This window comes from Bradyrhizobium sp. FW305-F6 (genome assembly GCF_058782905.1).
Genome location: NZ_JBYSYD010000001.1, coordinates 1,585,572 through 1,608,350, shown reverse-complemented (window position 1 = coordinate 1,608,350; position 22,779 = coordinate 1,585,572). Strand labels below are relative to the sequence as shown.

General features: G+C 63.2%; 21 protein-coding genes and 1 pseudogene. 9 read left to right on the top strand and 13 right to left on the bottom strand.

Annotation, left to right across the window (positions count from 1 at the left end):
* Positions 1-232: 232 nt before the first annotated feature.
* The 4 genes from folE (at position 233) to AC3WLX_RS07875 (ending at position 4,390) form a co-directional block, all read left to right on the top strand.
* A complete protein-coding gene (folE, locus tag AC3WLX_RS07890) occupies positions 233-856 on the top strand; it encodes a GTP cyclohydrolase I FolE (protein ID WP_492335384.1) in 624 nt (207 codons plus the stop codon).
* 137 nt (positions 857-993) lie between these two features.
* Entirely contained in the window at positions 994-1,569 is a 576-nt protein-coding gene (locus AC3WLX_RS07885) for an HdeD family acid-resistance protein (protein ID WP_492335383.1), read from the top strand.
* A gap of 137 nt (positions 1,570-1,706) precedes the next feature.
* Entirely contained in the window at positions 1,707-2,912 is a 1,206-nt protein-coding gene (locus AC3WLX_RS07880; RefSeq protein ID WP_291625806.1) for an ABC transporter substrate-binding protein, read from the top strand.
* 260 nt (positions 2,913-3,172) lie between these two features.
* Entirely contained in the window at positions 3,173-4,390 is a 1,218-nt protein-coding gene (locus tag AC3WLX_RS07875; RefSeq protein WP_492335382.1) for an acyl-CoA dehydrogenase family protein, read from the top strand.
* Positions 4,391-4,507: 117 nt separating this feature from the next.
* Here AC3WLX_RS07875 and AC3WLX_RS07870 read toward each other — a convergent pair whose 3' ends face one another.
* From AC3WLX_RS07870 to AC3WLX_RS07860, 3 genes are all read right to left on the bottom strand, one after another.
* The gene (locus AC3WLX_RS07870) at positions 4,508-5,050 is read right to left on the bottom strand and encodes a hypothetical protein (RefSeq protein ID WP_492335381.1); all 543 of its coding nucleotides are present in this window, start codon (positions 5,048-5,050) and stop codon (positions 4,508-4,510) included.
* Complete coding sequence (locus AC3WLX_RS07865) at positions 5,043-6,731, bottom strand: hypothetical protein (protein ID WP_492335380.1); 1,689 nt, start codon at positions 6,729-6,731, stop codon at positions 5,043-5,045. Before AC3WLX_RS07865 ends, AC3WLX_RS07870 begins: the two co-directional genes overlap by 8 nt.
* A 375-nt stretch (positions 6,732-7,106) precedes the next feature.
* On the bottom strand, positions 7,107-8,846 hold the full coding sequence (locus AC3WLX_RS07860; protein ID WP_492335379.1) for a methyl-accepting chemotaxis protein: 1,740 nt from the start codon (positions 8,844-8,846) through the stop codon (positions 7,107-7,109).
* Between the two features lie 222 nt (positions 8,847-9,068).
* Here AC3WLX_RS07860 and AC3WLX_RS07855 point away from each other — a divergent pair, with 222 nt between their 5' ends.
* The 4 genes from AC3WLX_RS07855 to AC3WLX_RS07840 all read left to right on the top strand — a co-directional run bounded on the left by AC3WLX_RS07855 (position 9,069) and on the right by AC3WLX_RS07840 (position 15,531).
* Positions 9,069-10,451 (top strand): ethanolamine ammonia-lyase subunit EutB, encoded by a 1,383-nt coding sequence (locus AC3WLX_RS07855; protein ID WP_492335934.1) that lies wholly within the window; start codon positions 9,069-9,071, stop codon positions 10,449-10,451.
* A 132-nt stretch (positions 10,452-10,583) separates the two neighbouring features.
* Positions 10,584-12,170, top strand: coding sequence for a B12-binding domain-containing radical SAM protein (locus AC3WLX_RS07850; protein ID WP_291625627.1), 1,587 nt, complete (start codon positions 10,584-10,586; stop codon positions 12,168-12,170).
* A gap of 6 nt (positions 12,171-12,176) precedes the next feature.
* Positions 12,177-12,962, top strand: a complete 786-nt coding sequence (gene eutC, locus AC3WLX_RS07845) for an ethanolamine ammonia-lyase subunit EutC (RefSeq protein ID WP_492335378.1) — start codon at positions 12,177-12,179, stop codon at positions 12,960-12,962.
* Between the two features lie 202 nt (positions 12,963-13,164).
* Positions 13,165-15,531, top strand: coding sequence for an efflux RND transporter permease subunit (locus AC3WLX_RS07840; RefSeq protein ID WP_492335377.1), 2,367 nt, complete (start codon positions 13,165-13,167; stop codon positions 15,529-15,531).
* 32 nt (positions 15,532-15,563) lie between these two features.
* On the opposite strand, the gene AC3WLX_RS07835 is transcribed toward AC3WLX_RS07840, so the two are convergent.
* Both AC3WLX_RS07835 and AC3WLX_RS07830 read right to left on the bottom strand, forming a co-directional pair.
* Positions 15,564-16,409, bottom strand: coding sequence for a hypothetical protein (locus AC3WLX_RS07835; protein WP_492335376.1), 846 nt, complete (start codon positions 16,407-16,409; stop codon positions 15,564-15,566).
* Between the two features lie 70 nt (positions 16,410-16,479).
* On the bottom strand, positions 16,480-16,977 hold the full coding sequence (locus AC3WLX_RS07830) for a hypothetical protein (RefSeq protein WP_492335375.1): 498 nt from the start codon (positions 16,975-16,977) through the stop codon (positions 16,480-16,482).
* A 459-nt stretch (positions 16,978-17,436) separates the two neighbouring features.
* On the opposite strand from AC3WLX_RS07830, the gene AC3WLX_RS07825 reads away from it, so the two are divergent.
* Positions 17,437-17,670 (top strand): hypothetical protein, encoded by a 234-nt coding sequence (locus tag AC3WLX_RS07825; RefSeq protein ID WP_194388522.1) that lies wholly within the window; start codon positions 17,437-17,439, stop codon positions 17,668-17,670.
* 113 nt (positions 17,671-17,783) lie between these two features.
* Here AC3WLX_RS07825 and AC3WLX_RS07820 read toward each other — a convergent pair whose 3' ends face one another.
* The 8 genes and pseudogenes from AC3WLX_RS07820 to AC3WLX_RS07785 form a co-directional block, all read right to left on the bottom strand.
* Positions 17,784-18,788, bottom strand: coding sequence for a tyrosine-type recombinase/integrase (locus AC3WLX_RS07820; RefSeq protein ID WP_492335374.1), 1,005 nt, complete (start codon positions 18,786-18,788; stop codon positions 17,784-17,786).
* A gap of 219 nt (positions 18,789-19,007) precedes the next feature.
* Positions 19,008-19,253 carry a hypothetical protein gene (locus AC3WLX_RS07815; RefSeq protein ID WP_492335373.1) on the bottom strand — a complete coding sequence of 82 codons (246 nt, stop codon included), beginning with the start codon at positions 19,251-19,253 and terminating at the stop codon, positions 19,008-19,010.
* A complete protein-coding gene (locus AC3WLX_RS07810) occupies positions 19,250-19,741 on the bottom strand; it encodes a DUF1643 domain-containing protein (protein ID WP_492335372.1) in 492 nt (163 codons plus the stop codon). The genes AC3WLX_RS07815 and AC3WLX_RS07810 overlap by 4 nt, the downstream gene beginning before the upstream one ends.
* On the bottom strand, positions 19,734-19,934 hold the full coding sequence (locus AC3WLX_RS07805; protein ID WP_492335371.1) for a hypothetical protein: 201 nt from the start codon (positions 19,932-19,934) through the stop codon (positions 19,734-19,736). The genes AC3WLX_RS07810 and AC3WLX_RS07805 overlap by 8 nt, the downstream gene beginning before the upstream one ends.
* Positions 19,921-20,103 carry a hypothetical protein gene (locus tag AC3WLX_RS07800; protein WP_492335370.1) on the bottom strand — a complete coding sequence of 61 codons (183 nt, stop codon included), beginning with the start codon at positions 20,101-20,103 and terminating at the stop codon, positions 19,921-19,923. The genes AC3WLX_RS07805 and AC3WLX_RS07800 overlap by 14 nt, the downstream gene beginning before the upstream one ends.
* A gap of 48 nt (positions 20,104-20,151) precedes the next feature.
* On the bottom strand, positions 20,152-20,796 hold the full coding sequence (locus AC3WLX_RS07795; RefSeq protein WP_492335952.1) for a hypothetical protein: 645 nt from the start codon (positions 20,794-20,796) through the stop codon (positions 20,152-20,154).
* Positions 20,797-20,932: 136 nt separating this feature from the next.
* Positions 20,933-21,394: pseudogene (locus AC3WLX_RS07790) on the bottom strand (DNA cytosine methyltransferase); the annotation flags it as partial.
* A 316-nt stretch (positions 21,395-21,710) separates the two neighbouring features.
* Complete coding sequence (locus AC3WLX_RS07785; RefSeq protein WP_492335369.1) at positions 21,711-22,778, bottom strand: hypothetical protein; 1,068 nt, start codon at positions 22,776-22,778, stop codon at positions 21,711-21,713.
* Position 22,779 lies beyond the last annotated feature (1 nt).

Below are 22,779 nucleotides of genomic sequence, written 5' to 3'. Positions count from 1 at the left end.
CTCCTCATCCTGAGGGCCCGCGCAGCGGGCGTCTCGAAGGATGAAGGCCCCAATGTCGCAGCCGGGCCTGCATGGTTCGAGACGCGCTTCGCGCTCCTCAGCATGAGGGTGGTGGATCAGAATCGACGCCCGCGTTTCCGATTTTTCGTCCTTGCGGGAACCTTTTCCAATCGCAGCCGTCCAAGCTGTAGGGCCCCGTCAGGATGCGGGCTCGTGGGAGGGGAGAATTCCGATGAAGTCGCGCGTGCGCAAGCTGGAACGTGTCGCGGTGGCGCAGGCGCCGGTCGAACGGCCCGACCGGGCGGAGGTCGAGCAGGCGGTCCGGACCATGATCCGGTGGGCCGGCGATGATCCCGCGCGGGACGGCCTGCGCGAGACGCCGGACCGGGTGGCACGGGCCTTCCAGGAGTACTTTTCCGGATACGCGCAGGATCCGACCGAGATCCTGCAAAAGACTTTCGAGGAGATCGAGGGCTATGACGAGATGATCGTGCTGCGCGGCGTCCGCTTCGAAAGCCATTGCGAGCACCACATGGCGCCGATCGTCGGCCGCGCCTGGGTCGCCTATATCCCGCAAGGGCGCGTCGTCGGCATTTCCAAGCTTGCGCGCGTGGTGGACGTCTACGCCAAACGCCTCCAGATCCAGGAGAAGATGACCGCGCAGATCGCCAACACAATCAACGACGTGCTCAAGCCCGAAGGCGTCGGCGTCATCATCAAGGCGACGCATCACTGCATGACCACGCGCGGCGCGCACAAGCCCGGCACCGATCTCGTCACCAGCCGCATGCTCGGTGTGTTCCGCGACAACGCGCTGACCCGCCAGGAACTGCTGGGGCTCGCGAATTCGGATTGACTTGGCGCTGACCCGCCGCATTCGATCTTGATTTGCGTCAAGGTTGCGGCAGGCGAGGTCTGATCTGCTGGCTGTTGTCCCTGTCAGGTGCGTGCTATCATGGCCTGTGCCCGGGGGCTCGCATGCAGGAGTGACCCATGACAACTGCGTCAGACACGTCTCATCCGTCCAGTCTCGGCTCGGGTATCTCTGCGCTCCATGCCAAATGGGGCTGGATCGTCGCACTCGGCGTCGTCTACGTGATTGCCGGCTTCGTCGCGCTCGGCAGCATGGTGATGGCAACGGTGGCGAGCGTGATCGTCGTCGGCGCGATGATGATCGTCGCCGGCGTCACCGAGGTGATCGGCGCATTCCAGATGAAGAGCTGGGGAAAATTCCTGATCTGGGCCTTGCTCGGCGTGCTCTACATCGTCGCCGGCTTCCTCACCTTCCAGAACCCGCTCTTCGCCGCGGTTCTGCTCACGCTGTTCCTCGGCGCCGCGCTGCTGGCCTCCGGCGCGGTCAGGCTGTTTCTCGCCTTCAGCATGAAGCGCGAAAGCCCGTGGGTCTGGGTGGCGGTGTCGGCCGTCGTCACGCTGCTGCTCGGGCTGCTGATCCTCGTGCGCTGGCCGGTGAACAGCGTCTACATCCTCGGCCTGTTCCTCGGCATCGACCTGATCATGGCCGGTGCTGGATGGGTCAGCTTGGGCTTGGCCCTGAAGCGGCGGCACTAAAGCGTGTGCGGCGTGTGCCGGGCCATCAGCAACTCGACGCAAGACCATCGCGATGAACTCCGCTGATCTGACGCGCTGACAAGAAGCAGCGCGCCGTGCAGTCATTTTGCCGCGGCGACAATCATCGGGGAGAAACCATGAGAGCCGCCCTGGCCGCAGCGCTGGCTGCCGCCTGCCTGTCCATGCCTGCATTTGCGCAAAAATCCTACGGCCCCGGTGTCAGCGACACCGAGATCAAGATCGGCAACACCATGCCCTATAGCGGGCCGGCCTCGCCGCTCAGCATCACGGGGCGGGTCATCGCCGCTTATTTCGACGAGGTCAACGAAAAGGGCGGTGTCAATGGCCGCAAGCTCAATCTGATCTCGCTGGACGATGCCTTCTCGCCGCCCAAGACCATGGAGGCGGCTCGGCGCCTCGTCGAGAGCGAAGGCGTCGCCTTCATCTTCGCCACCATGGGCACCGCGCCAAGCTCGGCGATCGCGAAATATCTCAACAGCAACAAGGTGCCGCAGATCTTCCTGATCAGCTCGGCCTCGAAATGGAACGATCCCGCCAACATGCCGTGGTCGATCGCCTTGCCCTGGGCGCCGAACTACACCAGCGAAGCCGCGATCGACGTGGCCTACGCGCGCGCCAAGAACCCGAATGCGCGTTTTGCGGTGCTCTACCAGAACGACGACGCCGGCAAGGAATATCTGCGCGGCGTCAAGGAAGCGCTCGGCGCCGACGCCGACAAGGCGATCGCGATGGCCTCGAGCTTCGAGGTCGCCGATCCCACAGTGGACTCCCAGGTGCTGACGCTCGCCAACACCAAGGCCGACGTCTTCCTGATCTATTCGGTGACGCCGCGCGCCTGCGCGCAGGCGATCCGAAAAGCCCATGAGGTCGGCTGGCAGCCGACGCGCTTCATCGCATCCGGCTGTGCCAACAAGGCCACGGTGATGGTGCCGGCCGGGCTCGATGCCGGCAAGGGCGTGCTTTCACTCGGCTCGCTCAAGCCGTTCGTGGCCGAGCCGAAGAACGATCCGGCGATGTCGGCCTATATCGATTTCATGAAGCGGCGCCTGCCCAATGCCGACGTCAACAACGTCGCCGGCCTCTACGGCTACACCGTTGCCGAGGCACTCGTGGTGCTGCTGAAGCAGTGCAAGGACAATCTGACGCGCGAGAACATCATGGCGCAGGCGGCCAATTTGAAGAACGTGCCGCTGTCGCTCCTGATGCCCGGCATCACGCTGAACACCACGCCGCAGGATTTCCGCCCGATCAAGGACGGCTACATGCTCCAGTTCGACGGCAATGACTGGGTGATCGCGAGCGAGCTGTTGCGCGGGACGTGAGGGCAGGGTTCTCGCGAACCCGGAATCGTAGGGTGGGCAAAGGCGCACTTGCGCCGTGCCCACCATCTATCAATGATCACGAGAGAACGCGTGGGCACGCTTCGCTTTGCCCACCCTACGGTACTCAGGAGTGAGAGCGGAGTGCGCGGCGGCAGTATGAACAAGCGCCGGTGTTGCTTAGCCTCACCCTGAGGAGACCGCGAAGCGGTCGTCTCGAAGGGCGAGGCGCGCGCTCCGCTTTCCACGAACAGGAGACCCCAATGGACTTCCACCACTCCGCCCGTTCGCTGGAACTGCAGGATCGCGTTCGCCAGTTCATGCGCGTGCATGTCGAGCCGGTCGAGGAGCTCTATTACGAGCAGGTGAAGCCGGAAGCTTCACGCTACAAGACGCCGCCCGTGCTCCAGGACCTGAAGAAGCTCGCGCGCGAGCAGGGGCTCTGGAACCTGTTTCTATCAGGCGAGCACGGCCCCGGCCTCACCAACCTCGACTACGCGCCCGTGAAGGAGATCATGGGCCGCATCCTCTGGGCGCCCGAAGTGTTCAACTGCTCGGCGCCCGACGTCGGCAACATGGAGGTGCTTAGCCATTACGGCACCAGGGCGCAGCAGGAACGCTGGCTGAAGCCGCTGCTGGAGGGGCGCATCCGCTCCGGCTTCTCGATGACGGAGCCGCAGGTCGCCTCCAGCGACGCCACCAACATCCAGTGCGAGATCACGCGCGACGGCGACGACTACGTCATCAACGGCCGCAAATGGTTCACGTCAGGGGCGATGAACGAGGATTGCGAGATCTTGATCGTGATGGGCAAGACCGCGCCCGATGATCCCGACCGCCATCGCCAGCAATCCATGATCCTGGTGCCCAGAAGCACGCCCGGGGTGCGCATCGTCCGCGACATGCTCACTTACGGCTACGACGATGCGCCCGTCGGGCACCCCGAGATCGTCTACGAAAACGTCCGCGTGCCCGCGGAGAACATCCTGCTCGGCGAAGGCCGCGGCTTCGAGATCGCGCAAGGCCGGCTCGGGCCCGGCCGCATCCACCATTGCATGCGGCTGATCGGCTGCGCCCAGCGCGCGCTGGAGTTGATGTGCCAGCGCGCGGTCTCGCGCACAGCTTTCGGCAAGCCATTGGCCGAGCAGGGCTCGGTGCGCGAGGACATCGCGCACTCCTTCTGCGAGATCGCGCAGGCGCGGCTGCTCACGCTACAGGCCGCCGACAAGATGGACCGTGAGGGCAACAAGGCCGCGCGCGACCTGATCGCCGCCGCCAAGATCGTGGTGCCCAGCATGGCCGCCCGCGTCATCGACCGCGCCATCCAGATCCACGGCGCCGCCGGCGTCTCGCAGGACACGTTCCTCGCGCGTGCTTACGTCTACGCCCGCTTCATCCGCATCGGCGACGGCCCGGACCAGGTGCACCTGGCCGCGGTGGGGAAGGAGCTGATCAAGCGGGGCGGAGTGATGGGTTCGTAGCATTCATTGTGGTCTAAAGAGATCGGGATCAATCGTGACCGCGGTTCAAGCATGAGCAGCAAGCGGGGGAGGTGAGCAAAACACTGCGAAATCGATTCAACCTAAAGCCGTTCCGCTTTATACGAACAGAATCCGCTCCGTCTTTACGATCCGATCGTCGTCCTCGATATCGATGATCCCGAGCGAGATCAGCCCATCGAGTCCCTTCTCGAATTCGGCTGAAGTCAGCCCGCTTCGCGACAGCATCGTGCTTTTCGACACCGCGGCAGCTGGATCGGACCACAGAATGAGCACGAGAGAGGCCTCGCGCTCGCCAAGTTCAACGACGGCGTTCTCGACGAGCGACTTCAAGGCCCTGAGCAGCCCCACCGCGATCCCGAGCTTGCTTGTGCTTGCCAATCCGCCGGCGATGCTCAGGCCTGCATCGAAGAGCAGCTTGTGCCAGTTCAGAACCCAGTTCCGCAGCCTCGCGCTGAGGACCTTCTTGGTGCCGGGCTCTTTTCCTGCCGTGACAACGATGCGCTCGAACGCCAGCTTGGCAGCTGGTGCGCCCGGCTCGTCCGCGTGACCGAGGATGAGGCTTCGGACGTCGTCCGCGGTGCCCGCGTGGCTCAGTTCAGCATCGAGCTGGGAGGGGCTTTCGATGGCTGAGTCACTCATCTCTGGCTCCGTGTTGGTCGAGAGGCGGCAGCAACTCGGTGAACTCGAACTGGAGGCGAACGGTCGGAAATCCAGGCATGTCGAAATGGGCGCTCAATTCGGAAACCGCCGGCTCCTCCAACGACCACACTTCGGGTGGGAAAAGCGGAAAAGAAACCCAATTCTCCAACGCTTCCCGAGCGGCAGGGCCGAGCACGCCACCCAGCCGCTTTTCGATGATGCTTCTCCGGGCCCGTTCGCCCGAGACCAGATGAGAAAGCAGGTCGGCCGTGGCCTGCCGGGCCAGAGACGTGACGGCGGGTGTCTTGGCAAGCGACATCGCGAAGCGCTTTTTCTCGTCGATCGAGACCTTGAGACCTTCTCTCGTCAGAAAGATGTGGTCCTTGTAGTGGTACCAGTGCGGTTCGTAAGGCAGTTGGACCATGCGGCCGTCGTCGTGCCAAACGACGATTCCTGGCAGCGGCGGTTGAGCAATGCCCCAATATTGCGCGATCGTTACGCGTGAGCCCTTCCATTCCCCCATAAGGTTCCAAAAATACTGTTCAAGAGTCTCGGCCTTGTGCAGATGTTCTCGGATCAGAGGTTGGTAGTGATCCAGTCCAGCATAGAGGCGCCAGATCGTGCGCACACGCATCAGATGAACACTGATCCGTTCGCCGGTATCGGTTTCAAGCTCGAGATCATCGAGGTCTTGATCGCGGTGCTTGACGTCCACGAGCAGACCCGTCGCGCGACTGGGAAAATGGAGGCTTGCGCCACATCGCAGCTGCGTTACGAGCTCGTCAGGTTCATCGCCCTCGAAGAAGGGCCGGGTATCCTCCACCAGCTTCGGCGTGCTGAGGTTTTTGTCGGCAATGAACCCGTGGAGATCCCACAATTCAAACGTGCTGAGAGCTTCCTCGTCTTTGAGCGCAGCCGCAATCCGGGCTAGCGCCGGCTGATCGAGTGAAAGCACGCTGTCGAGAAGGCCGGAAATGATCGCGTCTTTGCCGGCCCGTTCTTTCCAGACCTCCGAAATGACGGGATGATCGCACAGCAGCTTGATGAGCAGAGGAAGGGCAATCGTCGGTCGCGCCAGCGCCGGATTGATGCGCCGAATGTGAGCGACGGCGGTTTTTATCCAGAGATATCCAACAAGGTAGGGGCTCGTTTCCGGGCTGTTCGGTTCGGCGAACAGAAGGCGAAGCAGTCCGTCTTGCTTGTCGGGTTTCTCGTAAATCTGAGACTCGCGCGCGATGCGAAGAACCCCGCCGCTGTCCTGATTCCAGGCCAATTCTATCATTTGGGCGTGAAGAGGAACGGGATTGGGGATGATGATGTCGTCGGCCTTTTCGTCGGCATCGAGCTCCGCATAAACGGCCAGTCCTTCCAGGATCGGAAGATAGATGCCGAGCAGGAGCTTCGCGGACGCCGTCAGCGTCAGGTCGCCTCCCTGGCGAAAGGCGCGCAGAAGCCTGGCCGCTTCCGCACTATAGGCAAGTCCGAGGCGCGTCGTTCGCGCACAGGCATGATGGGTCAGTTCGTGATGGATGATCGTGGCGACGCTCCGGTCATCCACCATCGGAGGCTCCACCACAAAGGGAAGCCCATGGAAGGCGTGAACCGCCCAGACGCCTTCGTGCTCGATCAGCCCTGTGAATGGGTGCCAGTGCGCGTCATACCGTGCCGACCGCAAATCCATCCGAGCAGATCCGACCAATGGCGGCTTCAAGTTGAATGGCGATCATCAATCTAGATGAAAACTTTCAGAACTTCAATCTTTGGTAAGCATGCACGCGAATGCCGGATGTGCTTCACGCAGACGCCTGCGACCCAGGTGCCGTAGGTGTTTGGAGCGAGCTGGGTGATCGAACCGCCGCGGCGGGGGCAGCGCCCCCAACGATGCATCATGCGGCTGTTTTGCCCGGCGCGTCAAATGAAGTTCGAGGAATCCGCAAATCGCCGTCGCCGGCAGCTAAGCCGTTGAAATAGCTGTCGCGGTCTACTGTGCATGGGGTTGTTTTTCAGCTTTTGCTGGCGCGGCCCCTTCGCTCGTTCCTGGGTGGCGTCCGCGCGGTCACCCTGCCTTGGCGACCCGCCCGTCCGCCGACCCCGCGCGCAGGTTCTGGAAGAACGCCTCCACCTCGCGTGACAGCGTCTGCGCCGTCTCGGTCACGCTGCTCGCGGCGGTGAGGACCGATGCCGCCGCCGTGTCGGTCTCACCGATGGCATCGCGCAGCGAGGTGATGTTGGCGACCAGCGTCTCGTTGCCCTGCGCCGCGCTTTGGGCGTTGGAGGAGATCTCGCGTGTGGCCTGGTCCTGCTGACCGATGGCGCCGGCGATCGCCGACGTCACCTCGTTGATCTCGCGCACCGCCCCGCCGATCTCGCGGACAGCGTCGACCGCGTTGCGGGTCGAGGCCTGGATCATCGCGACGTTCTCGCTGATCTCGGCGGTGGCCTTGGCGGTCTGGCCCGCGAGCGCCTTGACCTCGTGAGCGACCACGGCGAAGCCGCGGCCGGCGTCGCCGGCACGCGCGGCTTCGATGGTGGCGTTCAGCGCCAGCAAATTGGTCTGCTCGGCGATCGCCTGGATCAGGTTGAGCACGCCGTCGATTCGCTGCGTGGCGGCGGCGAGGCTCTCGATCTCGGAGATCGACTTCTCGGTTCGCTGGCCGGTCTGCTCGACCGCGCCGGCGCTTTGCCGCACCTGGCGGCCGATCTCCACCACCGAGGCCGACAGCTCTTCGGCCGCGCCCGCGACCGCCGTGACGTTGTGCGAGGCCTGCTCGGTCGCGCTCGCCGCGGTGCCGGCGCGGCTGCTCGCATCCGCAGTGACGCGCGTGATGGTCTGCGCGGTCTCGCGCATGGTGGAGGCGTTGTCGCTGAGGCCGCGCATGATCGCGCCGATCGCCTCGCGGAACCCTTCGACGGAGCGCTCGATATGGCGGGCGCGCTCCTCGCGCGCGGCGGCGTCTTGCGACACCTGCGAGGCGAGGTTGCGGTTGCGGCCCATGGCGTCCTGGAACACCTGGATGGCGCGGGCCAGCGCGCCGATCTCGTCGGCGCGATCGGAGTGCGGCACCACGACGTTCTCGGCGCCGTCGGCGACCTGCTTGATGGTGGCGGTGATCGCGGCGAGCGGCCGGGCGATCGAGCGGGCGATGATGGCGATGCCGATGACGACGAGCGCCAGCGCCACGCCGGCGAGGCAGGTGAGGACGAAGGACAGCGTACGGTTGGTCTCGGCTTGTTGCGCGATCTGCTTGGCGCGTTCGGCGTAGACCTTGGAGAGCGCTTCGAGGTCTTTGTTCAGCGCAGAGCGCACGGCGCGGTTGGCGTCGTTGTCGCCCCATTCGCGGCCGGCGGCGGCATTGATCTCGACGCCGCGGCGCACCAGCTCCTTGCGGAACTCGACGAACTGCTCGATGCGCTTCTTGAAGGTGGCGAATTGCTCGGCATCGTCCGCCTTGACGATGGTCTCCCAGCGTTTCACAACGTCGAGGATCTGGGCGTTGAACTTCAGCAGTCCGTCGCCGTATTTCTTCACCACGGCCGGCTCGGTCGACATGTAGACGCCGCGCGATTCCATCACGACGGCATAGACCAGCGAGTTGACCCGCTCGACGTTCAGGGCGGCGGCATTGGCGGTTTCGATCGCGCCGGTCAGCTCGACGCTGCGGCGGCTGTTGTAGTCGGACAGCAGCGCGATCGCCGCGGTGAGCAGCGCGAACAGCGCGAAGATCGCATAGAGCCTGGCAGCAAGCGTGAAGCGGCCTGCCGGGGTGGCGGCATTCCCAGATCGGTCGGATGTCATGTTCAAGGAGCCTGGAATGGCCTGAAGCGGCGGGTGAGCACGGTCGTGCGGAATTGATGCAAAATTATGCGGAACGAAGATGGATGTGGCGTTAACGCGGCCCTTTGGCCGCCTTCGCCCTTGGTCGAAAGAAAGTAAGATATTTCAGCGTCTTGATCCGAAGATATAGTTTGGGGATAGTCCTGGAGTCGGCCGTTGGCCGACGAACCCCCGGAGCGGCCCTTGGTCTACCGCCACAGCATCGACGCCACGACCTACACCTTCCCTGATCTGCGCGACCTGCTCGCCAAGGCGACACCGCCGCGGTCCGGCGACCGGCTGGCCGGCATTGCCGCCGCCAGTTCCGAGCAGATGATCGCGGCACGGATGGCGCTCGCCGACGTCCCGCTCGCCCGGTTCCTGCAGGAAGCCGTCATTCCCTATGAGGACGACGAGGTCACCCGCCTCGTGATCGACAGCCATGACGCAAAGGCCTTCGCGCCGGTGGCCTCGCTCACGGTCGGCGCTTTCCGGGACTGGCTGTTGTCCGACGCCGCAACGCCGGAGGTCCTGAAGACGCTCGCGCCCGGCCTCACGCCGGAAATGGCGGCCGCGGTGTCGAAGCTGATGCGCAACCAGGATCTGATCCTGGCCGCGCGGAAATGCGAGGTCACAACCGCGTTCCGCAACACCATCGGCCTGAAGGGCCGGATGAGCACGCGGCTCCAGCCCAACCATCCGTTCGATGATGCCAGGGGCATCACCGCCTCGATCCTCGACGGCATCCTGCTCGGGGCCGGCGATGCCTGTATCGGCATCAATCCGGCGAGCGATGATCCGGCCGTCATCGCCCAATTGCTGCGGCTGCTCGACGAGGTCATCGCGCGGCTGAACATCCCGACGCAGGGCTGCGTCCTGACCCATGTCACGACGGCGCTGTCGCTGATCGGGCAGGGCGTGCCGGTCGACCTCGTCTTCCAGTCGGTCGCCGGCACCGAGGCTGCCAACCGCAGTTTCGGCGTCGACCTCGCACTGCTCAAGGAGGCGCACGAGGCCGGGTTGTCGCTGAAGCGCGGCACGGTCGGGCAGAACGTGATGTATTTCGAGACCGGGCAGGGCTCGGCGCTGTCGGCCAATGCCCAGCACGGCGTCGACCAGCAGACCTGCGAGGCCCGTGCCTACGCGGTCGCCCGCGCCTTTGCCCCGCTCCTGGTCAACAGCGTGGTCGGCTTCATCGGCCCGGAATATCTCTATGACGGCAAGGAGATCATCCGGGCGGGGCTGGAGGATCATTTTTGCGGCAAGCTGCTCGGCCTGCCGCTCGGGGTCGACATCTGCTACACCAACCACGCCGAGGCGGACCAGGACGACATGGACAATCTGCTGACGCTGCTTGCGGCGGCCGGCGTCACCTTCATCATGGGCGTCCCCGGCGCCGACGACGTCATGCTGAACTACCAGTCGACGTCTTTTCACGACGCGCTCTATGTCCGCGACGTCTTCGGTCTGCGCCGTTCGCCGGAATTCGACCATTGGCTGGCGCGCGCAGGGATTACAGATGCTGATTTCCGCCTTGCAGGCGATTCAGGCCTGCTGCCGGATTTTGCCGCGCGGCTGATCGCATGAGGCGAAGCCGCCAACTCGCCGAGGAAACCATCGGGCGCTCTCGGGATTATGCTCTCGCCACAATATTGAGAAATTCCGGCGGCAGCATTACGCTGGCAATTTCCGCAACCAGGTCGTGGCGGGGGAGCTTTGATGCGAGCTGAAAGTAACGGAACGTCCCGGCGGATTCTCTGCGTGTTTCCGCGCTACACCTCATCCTTCGGCACATTCGAGCATTCCTATCCCCTGACCGATGGCGTCCGCGCCTTCATGCCGCCGCAGGGACTTTTGCTGATCTCCGCCTATCTTCCGCAGGAGTGGCAGGTCAAATTCGTCGACGAGAATCTGCGCCGCACGACCAGGGAAGAGTTCGAATGGGCGGAGGCCGTCTTCGTCAGCGGCATGCACATCCAGCGCCAGCAGATGAACGACATCTGCCGCCGCGCTCATGAGTTCGATCTGCCGGTCGCGCTCGGAGGGCCCTCCGTCAGCGCCTGCCCGGACTATTATCCGTCGTTCGACTATCTGCATGTCGGCGAGCTCGGCGACGCCACCAACCAGCTGATCGAGATACTGTCGCGCGACACCTCTCGTCCCGAGCAACAGGTGGTGCTGACCACCAAAGACCGCGTGCCGATGACGGAGTTCCCGATTCCGGCCTACGAACTCGTCGACGTCAAGAAGTATTTCCTCGGCAGCATCCAATATTCCAGCGGCTGTCCCTATCAGTGCGAGTTCTGCGACATTCCCGGCCTCTATGGCCGCAACCCGCGCATCAAGACGCCGCAGCAGATCATCGCCGAGCTCGACCGGCTGCGCGAATGCGGCATGACCGACACGGTCTATTTCGTCGACGACAATTTCATCGGCAATCGCAAGGCAGCGCTCGACCTGTTGCCGCATCTGATCGAATGGCAGAAGCGGACCGGTTACGTGGTGCGCCTCGCCTGCGAGGCGACGCTCAACATCGCCAAGCGACCCGAGATCCTCGAGAAGATGCGCGAGGCCTACTTCATCACCATCTTCTGCGGTATCGAGACGCCCGATCCGGACGCCCTGAAGGCGATGCAGAAGGACCACAACATGATGGTCCCGATCCTGGAGGGCGTGCGCACCATCAACTCCTACGGCATGGAGGTCGTGTCGGGCATCATCATGGGGCTCGACACCGACAAGCCGAATACGTCGGAGGCGCTGCTTGCTTTCGTCGAGGAGTCCCGGATTCCGCTGCTCACCATCAACTTGCTCCAGGCGCTGCCGAAGACGCCGCTGTGGGACCGGCTGGAGCGCGAGGGACGGCTGGTCGACGATGACGGCCGCGATTCCAATGTCGACTTTCTGCTGCCGTATGACGAGGTGGTCGCGTCCTGGAAGCACGCGATGGCGGTCGCCTACGCGCCCGACAAGGTCTACGCGCGCTATCAGCATCAGTGCGACAACGTCTATGTGAACCGGGTCAAGGTCCCGGTGCCGGACGAGATGAAGACCTGGCGCAACATCCGGCGCGGCCTCGTCATGCTGCGCAACATCGTCTGGAAGGTCGGTGTGCTCGGGGACTACAGGGGCGTGTTCTGGAAGTTCGCGCTCGGGCGGATCAAGCGCGGCGACATCGAGGGGCTGATCGGCTGCACGCTGATCGCGCATCATCTCATCACTTTTGCGCGGGCGGCCTCCAGCGGCAGACAGAACGCCTCGAACTATTCGATCCGGCTGCGCGAGGCCGCAGTTCCCGCAGAATGACGCGACATGTCTGATCCGGCCGTCCCGCGCCGTCCGGCCCTCGATCTCAGGGCGTTCACGCCCGCGCGCGTCGCGCTGGGACGTAGCGGCGCGAGCCTGCCGACCAGGGCACTGCTCGATTTCACCCTGGACCATGCGCGTGCACGCGACGCCGTGCACGCCGCCTTCGATACGCCGCGGCTGGTCGCCGAGCTCGGTGCGCTTGGACTTGCAGTCACCGAGGCAAGCAGCAGGGCCGTCGACCGCGGGCAGTACCTGCGGCGGCCGGATCTGGGACGGCAGCTCGATGCGGCATCGGTCGAGGCCCTGACACGTGTCGCCTCGAAGCCGTGCCAGGTGGCGGTCGTGGTCGGCGACGGCCTGTCGGCGGCTGCGGTCCACGCCCATGCCGTGGCGGTGCTGACGCGCCTTTTGCCGCTGCTCGCAGCCGACGATGCTGTCGCGATCGGCCACATCGTCGTCGCCTCGGGTGCGCGCGTTGCGCTGGGCGACGAGATCGGCTGCATTCTCGGCGCGCACATGATCGTGATGCTGATCGGCGAGCGGCCCGGCCTCTCCGCGCCCGACAGTCTCGGCGCCTATCTGACCTTCGCCCCGAAGCCCGGTCGCACCGATGCAGAGCGCAATTGCGTCTCCAACATCCACCACGCCGGGTTGAGCCATGACGAGGCCGCTTTCAAGATCGCCTGGTTGGTCCGGGAGGGAATGGCGCGGGAGGTCACCGGCGTGGCGCTGAAGGACGAGAGCGCGGACCGTGCGCCGCGTCGAATTGGCACATTCTCGCCCGGATGACCGTTATCCCGGGTCCAGATCGCTCGGTTTCCTGATCGATTCGGCCGCGCTGGCCTGCTTGCGAAAAGACCGGTTGACCTGCTAAACCGCTGCCGGCGATTTTCCGCGCATTTTCAAAGGGCAAGCCCCATTGGTATGGCGTTTTCAAGCCGTTCGCGCGCAATAAGCTCTCAACCGAGCCGATTTAGGAACTGGACAAGGCATGCTCGAAAAGCACAGCGAGAATGAGGTTCATGTCGACAAGGTCGAGCAGGGACCTGCGTCCTCGATCGCCTTCGGGCTGGAGCGCCTCGGGCTGATCGCCGTCCGGGCGCCGATCGTGTCCTGCATCGTGCTGCTCGCGCTGATGGTCGGCGCGGTGTTCGGCATCTACCGCATCAAGATCGACGATTCGCTGTCGCAGCTGTTCCGCTCCGACAGCCGCGAATTCAAACAATATGAAGAGGTGACGAAGAAGTTCCCGGCCGAGGAATTCGACGTTCTCGTCGTGGTCGAGGGCAAGACCCTCCTGGACCGCAGCAACCTCGAGAAGCTGCGCGACTTCGTCACCGACCTGCAACTCGTCGAAGGCACGCGTGGCCTCGTGTCGCTGTTCTCGGCGCGTCAGGCGCCGGCGCCGGGCAAGCTGCCGGCGGCCCTGTTCCCGCCTGAGTTGCCCGAGGGTGACGCGTACAACAAGTTCATCGAGACCGTCAAAAACAACGAGATCATCCGCGGCAAGCTGCTGTCCGAGGACGGCACGCTGGCGCTGATCGTGCTCTCGCTCGATCCGGAGGTGGTCGCTTCTAACAAGCTGACCAAGACCGTCGCCGACATCCGGGCGCTGATGAAGGAGGACCTCGGCGACACCGGCCTCAACGTGCAGCTCTCCGGCGTGCCGGTGATGCAGCTCGAGATCCGCAACGCGGTCGAACGCGACGGGCTGACCTACAACATCCTCGGCATTCTCGCCGGCTGCATCATCGCCATCATCTTCTTCCGCAAGATCTCCTTCATGGTTGCGGCGGCATTCCCGCCGATGATCGCGATCCTGCTGGCGCTCGGCGCGCTCGGCTGGGCCAATTTCAACCTCAACATGTTCCTGAACGTGATGACGCCGCTCATCATGGTCATCAGCTTCTCGGACTCGATGCAGCTCACCTTCGCCGCGCGCGACCGGCTGATCGCAGGCCAGGACAAGTTCACCGCGTTCAAGAACGCGGTGCTCGTGGTGGGCCCGGCCTGCGTGCTGACGCACGGCACCGCCGGCATTTCCTTCATCGCGCTGCAATTCTCCGACTCCGACCTGATCCGCAAGTTCGGCGAGGCGGGCCTCGCCGCCACCATCATCGCGCTGATCGCGGTGCTGTCGCTGGTGCCGGTGTTCGGCGTGCTGCTCGTGCGCAACGAGAAGGTGTTCGCGGTCAAGTTCCAGGGCGCCGATGCCGGCGTGCAGGCGCTGCGTAATTTCTGCTACTGGATCGCGGTGCGCATGGTGGGCCGGCCCGGCCTGTTCAGCCTGCTCGCCGTGCTGTTCGTCGGCGGCCTCGGCGTCATCTACGCCAATCTGGAGCCGCGCTACCGGCTCGCCGACCAGGTGCCGGACAAGCGCCAGGCGGTCGCCGCCAGCGACCGGTTGGATGCCAAGCTCACCGGCGCGAATCCCGTCAACGTGCTGATCGCATTCCCCAAGGGCGAAACGCTCTATTCGCCGGAGACGCTCCAGACCATCGCCGACGTGCATTCGACCGTCGAGAAGTCGGCTGGTGTCGGCAACGTCTGGTCGCTGGAGACGCTGCGTCGCTGGCTGGCGGAAAAGGCCGGCAGCGCCGACGTCGCAACGCTGAAGGAATATGTCAACGTCATCCCCGAGCATCTGGTGCGACGTTTCATCGACGCCGAGCAGGACGCCGTCGTCGTTGCCGGCCGCGTGCCGGACAAGGATTCCAGCCAGCTCCTGCCGATCGTCGACAAGCTCGATTCCGAGCTCGACGCCGTCCGCAAGAAGCATCCGGGCTATGAGATCGCAGTGACTGGTCTTGCCGCCATCGCCGCCCGCAACTCGGCGAGCATGATCGAGAAGCTGAACCACGGTCTCACGATCGAATTTGCGCTGGTCGCGATCTTCATCGGTCTCGCCTTCCGCTCCTGGGTGGTGACGCTGGCTTGCATCCTGCCGGGCATCTTCCCCGTGGTGATGTCGGGCACGGTGCTGTGGGCGATGGGCGAGGGACTGCAATTCGCCAGCGTCGTCGCGCTCACCGTCTCGTTCGGCCTCGGCCTTTCCGCCACCATCCACTTCCTCAACCGCCTGCGGCTGGAGAACAAGCCGGGCGTCGGCTCGGCGCTGGCGGTGGAGCGGGCGACCGTGCTGGTGGGACCTGCGCTGATCCTGACCACGGTGGTCTTGGCCTGCGGCCTCGTCGTCACGGTATTCTCCGACCTGCCGTCGCTGCGGCTGTTCGGCTGGCTCAGCGCCTTCTCGATGGTGATGGCCCTCGTCGCCGACCTCTTCATCCTCAGGCCGACGGCGATGTGGCTGATCAACCTGCACGACAAGCTGCAGGGCCCCGACAAGCCGGCGATCTGAGCAGTTGGCGCCGGACGCTGCCCGGCGCGCCTTTACGCTTCGATGCGGATGATCCCGTAGGGATTGAACTTGAAGTCGCCCTCGGCATAGTCCTGCTCGCGCGACAGCGCGAGCTTGCGCTCGCGCAGCGTTGCCGCGATGCCGCGCTCGGCCATGGCGTCCGCGATCTCGTCCATCAGCTTTGCCGCCTTCCGGTCGCTGCCGCGCGATCGCGCGACATAGATGTCCGGCAGTCCGACGAGGTGGAAGCCGACGCTTTCGTTGTAAGTGTCGCCGGCGAGCGGACGCTTGGCGAAGGCGAGGCGGCAGGCCCGGCCCATGGCTGCCGTGACGGCAGGGCCCTGGCTCGTGTTCGCGGCCGCCTTGCACTCCCGGGCCAGTTGTCGCCATCGTGCAAGGCCGTGGGCAACGCCCGCGCTTTCGCCCTTCACGGCGGTGGCACCGGCCTCGATCATCTCCTCGACGATGCGCAAGGCGGCGGCCGAATAGGCCACCGTCTTCTGCTGCTCCATCGGCGGGCTCAGCACATAGAGCACGGCCTTGTGGTCGAGCACCGCCATTTCGTCCGCCTCGGACCACGCCTTCGGAAAGACGCGGTCCCAGCACACCCCGAACGAGCGCTCCATGTGCGGATCGGGTTTGGCTTGCGAATAGGTGCGGTCGATCTCGAAGTTGAAGTCCGCGATCGTCTTGGCCACTGCCTCGGGTGGATGCAGCAGGCCTTCGTCCTTGCCGAGGAAGCAGAGCACGTGACGAGGCTTCACGGGCGAAGGCTGCATGTCCGCCCCTCGCTGAACTGACGATCGATCATTGGCGAAGGCGCCACTGGCGGCGAAGACGCCGGCCGCCTTCAGGAGGAGTCTGCGGGTTGGGTCCATGTCCGCTAACAGCCAGCAAAAAGCCCCCGGCTCGCGAAAACCGGAGGCTCTTCCCTAACGTCTGAAGGCTTCAGCCCTTCGTCATCGTGATGTTGACGCCGCGGATCTCGCCCTTGGAGGAGATCTGCACCGTCTGCTTGGTGCCGTTGGTGCGCAGCGACAAATTGGCGGCGAAGCCGTTGGCCTCGACGAAGACCTCGATCTGGCCGCCGCCGGCGGTGCCCTGGAGATTGCCGAAGATGTTGCGGCTGGACTCGCTCCAATTGCCGGAGATTCGGTCGCCCTGGCTCGTCACGTCGCTGGTGAGATTGAACTTGTAGCTGTCGGAGGCGCAGTTCAGCGCCTGCTTCAGGTTGAGGCCGCTGCCGGCGACCTTGTAGTCCGCCTTGCAGCGGATGCGCTCGGTGGAGCCGTCGGACAGCGACACCGTGCCGGTTCCGGTCCACGCGCCGTCGAAACCGGCAAACGGTCCGGACGACTGAGCATGGCTTGCCGATGCCGAGAACAGCAGCACCGCCCCGATGCCGGCCGCCTTGATTGCCAGTCCAGATCGCCCAAAGAATGTCATCTCGAATATCCCGTTTTGGAACGACGTTCGCTTCGATCGAGAACGTCTCGCCACATCGAAAGTTTAGTGCTCCGAGCCAGTGTCAGGTTCAAAGCCGGACTGCCAGAGATGGTGGCTCACGTCGTCTCCCGCCATGCCGCGGCGGGGCGATTTGCCGTGTTTCGGTGGGTTTCTGAAGGGGCGGGCAGGGTGAAGAGATGCAGCCCTGCAACAGGCGCGCAGTAAAATGCCGGGTTCCTGAAATCTGACGTAGTATCAATCCCTTACATCTGCCAAGGAAGGCGCAGGGAAGACCTGATTTGGCGGGCGCGGCGCCAATTTGGCCGCATTTGCCAGTGCTTGTGCCTTCTCCGAGGCCGCTGTGGAGGCGGCGACTTGCCATCAGAACAATCCGTTCCGGCCATCCGCCCTGTGCAGCCCGGGATCGGTGCGATTCTGCCGTCAGAATGAAGGAATACAATGCGTAAGCTTCTCGTCGCTCTCACCCTGCTGTCGGCCTCACTTTCGACCGCAGCGCTCGCCCAGCAGGGGCGCGGCACGGATGCCGAGCAGAAGGCCTGCACGCGCGATGTGCAGAAGTTCTGCCGTCCGGTCATCGACCAGGGCGATTTCACGATCCTGGCCTGCCTCAAGGAGAACCGGGCCAAGATCTCCCAGGCCTGCGACCAGGTCCTGAAGAACCACAACCAGTAAGCTCGGCCGCTGGCCTATGGAGGCGGCCCCCGGGCCGCCTCCTCAGGCGCAATCCGAGGGGCGGCCATCGACACACAGGATTGGTTTTGCGGCCGTATTCCCCTATATGGGTTTCACTTTCCTGACTTAACTACTTGATCTTTCTTAACTTCGTTTCCGGCTGTGTCAGTTTCTGTGTCAAAAAGCCGGTCTGTGATCGTGGCGTCTTCGTCGGCGTGCAGATACGTGTTGAACAGGTGCTGAGCCGATTTCCAGCCGCCGAGCTTTGCTACCGTCTTGACCCCTATCCCTTTGCCGTGGAGTGCCGTCGCGAAGCCGTGCCGGCAGCTGTGGAACGTGAGCGGCTCGATGCCGGCCGCTTTCGTGGTGCGCTCCCAGGCGTCTCGCGCTGTGGTGTAGGCAATGGGAAACGGACCTTCTCCACCTCTAGGGAGGTTTGCGAGGGCAAGGAAAATATCAGTTGGAAGGTGCGCTTCTCGCTCGCTCCCAAGCTTTGACTGGCGGATAAGAACTTTGCGCCCTCTAAAGTCAATGTCTCCCCACCTAACATCGAGAGCTTCAGAGATCCTTGCCCCTGTAGAGAATAGAAACAGCGCAAGAACAGCAATGTCGGATCGGTCTGCGTGTCGCCGGAAGGCATTAATCCACTCCAGGGTGACGGGCTTCTTGACCTTGGTGTCGACCTTGAACCGCTTCATCCTCAGCGGAGGGCATAGGTTTAACTCTGCGCAGTGATTGATGACGGCCAAGGTGGGAACGATTACTTGTCGGTTGCGGGTTGAATTTTTGGCATTCGGATAAAGGTCGATCGCCGATTGACGGATAGAACCAGAATTGATGTCCGCAATCTTCGCATCGCCCCAATATTTGACCAGCGGGGCGAGAAACCGAGACGGCTTTCCAGCCGCCAAATAGAGCGCACTTGCCTTCGGCCATGTCAGGGCCTTCTCTTTTCCATCGAGACCACTTTTCCAGAACGTGTCCTCAATATCGGACGCAACTCTTTGCGCGGTTTCCTTGTTAGGTGTGCCAGTAGTGCCGCGGAATCGATGTCCGGCAAGCGTCCCCCGGTAGTGGTAGACAGAGCTTCCCTTACGTCGATAGACTTTGAGGGGCATGGCTTTGTGGCCTCAAGAAGGGTGGAAACATCCTCGGGTAGGAGCGCCATCCGGTTGCCCAAAACGCGACACGCGCCAAGCCTCTTCGCAAGCATGCGCACACGTCTTTCTGACCAGCCATAGCGGCTGGCGAACTCTGCCGGCGTAATGCTCTCTGGTAGCGTCATTCGAACACTCTATCAAACAAAAGCGATTTCGGCAAATCGTGAAAAACGCCACTCACGGTTTTTGTGCGGTGTTCTCGGGCAAACATCGATCATCGTGAATGTGCTTCGATGTGTCGGCTGGCTCGGACGTGAACCAATGCTTGCAGCGGCGACACCGCCAACGCGCCGGTGCGGCCTTGAACATGATCTGAACCTGATCAGTCCGGCATTCCGGGCACTTCGGCTGATGCTTCTCAATCTGCTCCTGTCGGCGCAGAATCTCGCGAAGCTCGGAATGACTGAGGGGACGCACGATCATGCGTAGACCTCCAGCGGCGTCCCGGACTTGATGTAGAGCGGGTGTTTCGGATAGCCGGCTTTGGTCTTTCCGAGGCAGAAGACGGCAGGCCGGTGCGAGCGGAGCAGGCCGCGCACGTCTTTCGCGCGCCGCTCAGCCATCCGATGGGCGCCCCAGGCGCATATAGCCACGTCGCAGCGGCCGATCGCGGCCTCAATAATATCGTCATTCCGCTCGCCGATCGGCGCCAGAGCCTTGGCGAGGTCTTCCGGATCGGTCGCACGGAAGGCGAACAGATTGACGACCTCGAAGCTCCCGTAGTTCAGGCACTTCGACAGCCGAATACAGGAACGGATCGTCGCGTCATCAATCTCCGCGTCGGCCGTTGACGGGTTAAGCATGACGAACAGGGCGCGTGGGAGCTTGTGATCCCACGTCCGCCGCAAGAGATAGCGGTAGGTGCCGCAGTCGGACAGCACTGCATCCCGTTCCAGGAACAGGTCAGCCATGGTCAGGCCCTCGTTCTTGGGAAATGTGCTCGGGGGCGCGGCCGATCTCTTCGCTGAGAATGTCGCGGACCAGATCCCACGCCTTGTTGAAGCCGTGCACGCTGTCGTCCCAGCCCGGCTTCATGTCGCAAAGAACGTCGTTCGCGATCCGATCAATGCGATCCTTCAGTCGCTGCAATTCAATCTTTGTCATTGTCGCAATCCTGATCGTTGTCGAGGTAAAGGGCGACTTCCCAGCCGACCATGCCCATGTCCTTGAGTTGGGCTTCGGCTTGTGAGCGGGAGAGTTTCTTCCCCTGGTAAGCCTCAATGATCGGCCAGTGCTTGCGCGTCTTGGATGGATCGAACGTGTGGGTTTTCATTGGCCAGCCTTTCGTTCATGTGGGATATGTTTCACGCTGCGAACTCCATCATGCCAACAAGTCGAGCTGCACTGGCGGAGCCGCTTTCGGCAAGCCGAGTTGCGAGAGTGCGCAGCGCATACGCTGCTTGAAGGCTGACAACGCCGTTGCCGAGCATGCGAAGTCGGTCCACCCGAGCAACGTCCAGCCGGGAGGCCAGCCCATCAGCCACTCGACGAAAAGCGGGTTCAAGCTCCGGCGCGGATGTGAGGACACTTGCCCAACTTCGTAGATCGGATGGGCCTGGCGGAAAGAGGAGGCTTGGCCGCTGAGCGTCAGGACCGGCTTGTCGTGGTCTCCTTGGCTGTACTGATAGGCTCCGTCCTCCTTCGCGCGTGGCGTGGCCCACTGCGATGCCTGACGGGTAAGCGAGTGCTCGCCCGCTTTGGCGTGGGGAGTCCAGTCTGGGCTGTCGCCCCGCTTCTCCTCCGAACTCGTCGGAGTGCGCCACTGAGCCGCTTGCGCCGGCAGCGGCGTTCCGCCAGAGATGAACTTCTGGTTCGGACCACCCTTCTCCCCGTCCGAGGCGCGGGGCGAGCTCCACAGGATTGCTGCGGTCGAAAGACTTTCCTGAGTGCCGCTCTTGGTCGGGTCCGACCTGTCCTGAAAGCCTAGCCGCGCCTCGCTGGCTGCTGGCGTGGGCCAGTTCGCCACCACGTCCTCCAACCGCCCCCGAGGATCGTTCACGCCATCTCTGAGCGCTCCCACCGCACCATCCCCGACTCGCATGGTCGGCCACCGCGAGGATGAATATGCGCTCGCGCTCATGGCTTGCGCCGACCTCTGCCGCCGTGAACAGTCCTCCCTCAACCTGGAAGCCCAGCCGGTGAAGGTCTCGCCAGACTCTCTCCGCACCGCCCGAAGACAGCATCCCACGGACGTTCTCGATGAGGACGAACCAAGCACCGCTTTGGACGATGATGCGGCGGGCATCTGACCAGAGATCCCGCTCGTCCTCTTCTCCGAGGCGTTTGCCGGCGAGGCTGTGAGGCTGGCACGGGATGCCGCCAATGAGGCCATCCACGAGGCCACGCCATGGGCGGCCGTTGAAGGTGGTAACATCGCTCCATAGAGCGGCCTCAGCCATGAGACCTTGCTGCATCGCGCTGACCAGGTGCGAGCAGGCGAAGGCTTCCCTCTCCACGAGCACGACGCTGCGAGCGCTTGGGATCGCCAGCTCGACGCCGAGGTCAAGTCCTCCTCCGCCTGTGCAAAGGCTGATGAGGTTGAAGCTGTGGGGACGTAGAGCCACATTCACGTATCAGCCTTTCGTTCTTGCGGAGCGTGAGTCGTCCTGCGGGCAATAAGCCGCTCAGCCTCCTGCATGACCGCAATCGCTAAAAGCTTGTATCGCTCCCAGCCTTCGACGCCGCCGACATCAACGCGGTTGGGATCTTCGCCTCTGTGCAGGCAAATTTCACGAGCCATAGATCGGACTTCGTGCATGACTTCGGTCGGCGGTGCTATACCGGCAGTCTGCCTTCCAGGTGGAAGCCACCCGCGCTCACGGTATTCGCCTGCGATAGCGTGCGTTATCGCGTACCAAATTTGATCCAACTCGGCTCGTGTCACTTGCCCTCTCCCACAGTCGATGTGTGCGAGCGGATGGCCGCCGCTATGTTTCGGCATGCGGTTTGATATCCAACGCCGGTCTGTGTGATGGCCTCGCCGTTAACCCAGCTCTTGGCCATGTCCTCAGCAAGCTTCGCAAATTGCTCCCGAGCATTCTCGACCAGTGAGAGCGCCTGGTCGCGCTCGCGTGCCGTGTCGGACAACAGCTTTGCTTGGATGCCGGCGTTCTTCTCCAGCAATTCCACGACACCCTGAAGCCGCTCGACCTCGTAGATGTAGTCCACGCGGTCCATGCCTTCGGATGCTGCCGGCGGCATCTTGTCCTCGACCTGTGAGAGCGCCTGTGCGAGTTTAGCCTCGGCGGCATGCAGCAGCGCGCCTAGCTCGTCCTGCGTATGAACTACCTCGGCATGAGCCAAGTCGGCTTCTTTGCGCAGCCGAACGACCTCTAGGCGCAGCTCAACTTCCTCCTTCGTGGGAGCCGCGCGCAAGGCCTCAAGATCTTCGCGAAGCTGTTCAATCGTCTGTTCGTGCGCCCCAACGATATGCTGAAGCTGAGCAACGGACAGGCCTTCGGATGCTGCCGGAGACAGCTTCATGCATTCCGCGCACCGTCCATTGGGACCGATTGCATCACAAGGCCCGTACCAAGGATGTGGGCCTTCGGATGCTGCCGGAGTGCGAAGGGCTGTGGCGTCGGGGGCCATCGCCCATGCGATACGCTGTTCAAAATCTTGTTGGGCAATGGCCTTAGCTTCATCGGGGCTATCGGCCCGACCGATCAAATTCAGATCATGCTCAACCGTGAACGAGTCTGCACCGATTTCGATTTGGTAAAATGTGCCAAACGGCGTTTCAGCTTCATATCCAGAAAGCTCGCTATATCCGTCGCCGCGATCGATACTGGCTTCCAGCCATCCAAGGCCATTGACCTTGGCTACACCTCTTTGGGCATGACCATCCACCTCCTCAATGGCCGCCATGAGCTTCCGCGGTGTCTGCTCGCGGTAGTCCTCGCGGTCGAGGATGTCGATGATCCTCTTGTTGCGGTCCTGGTCCTTCATT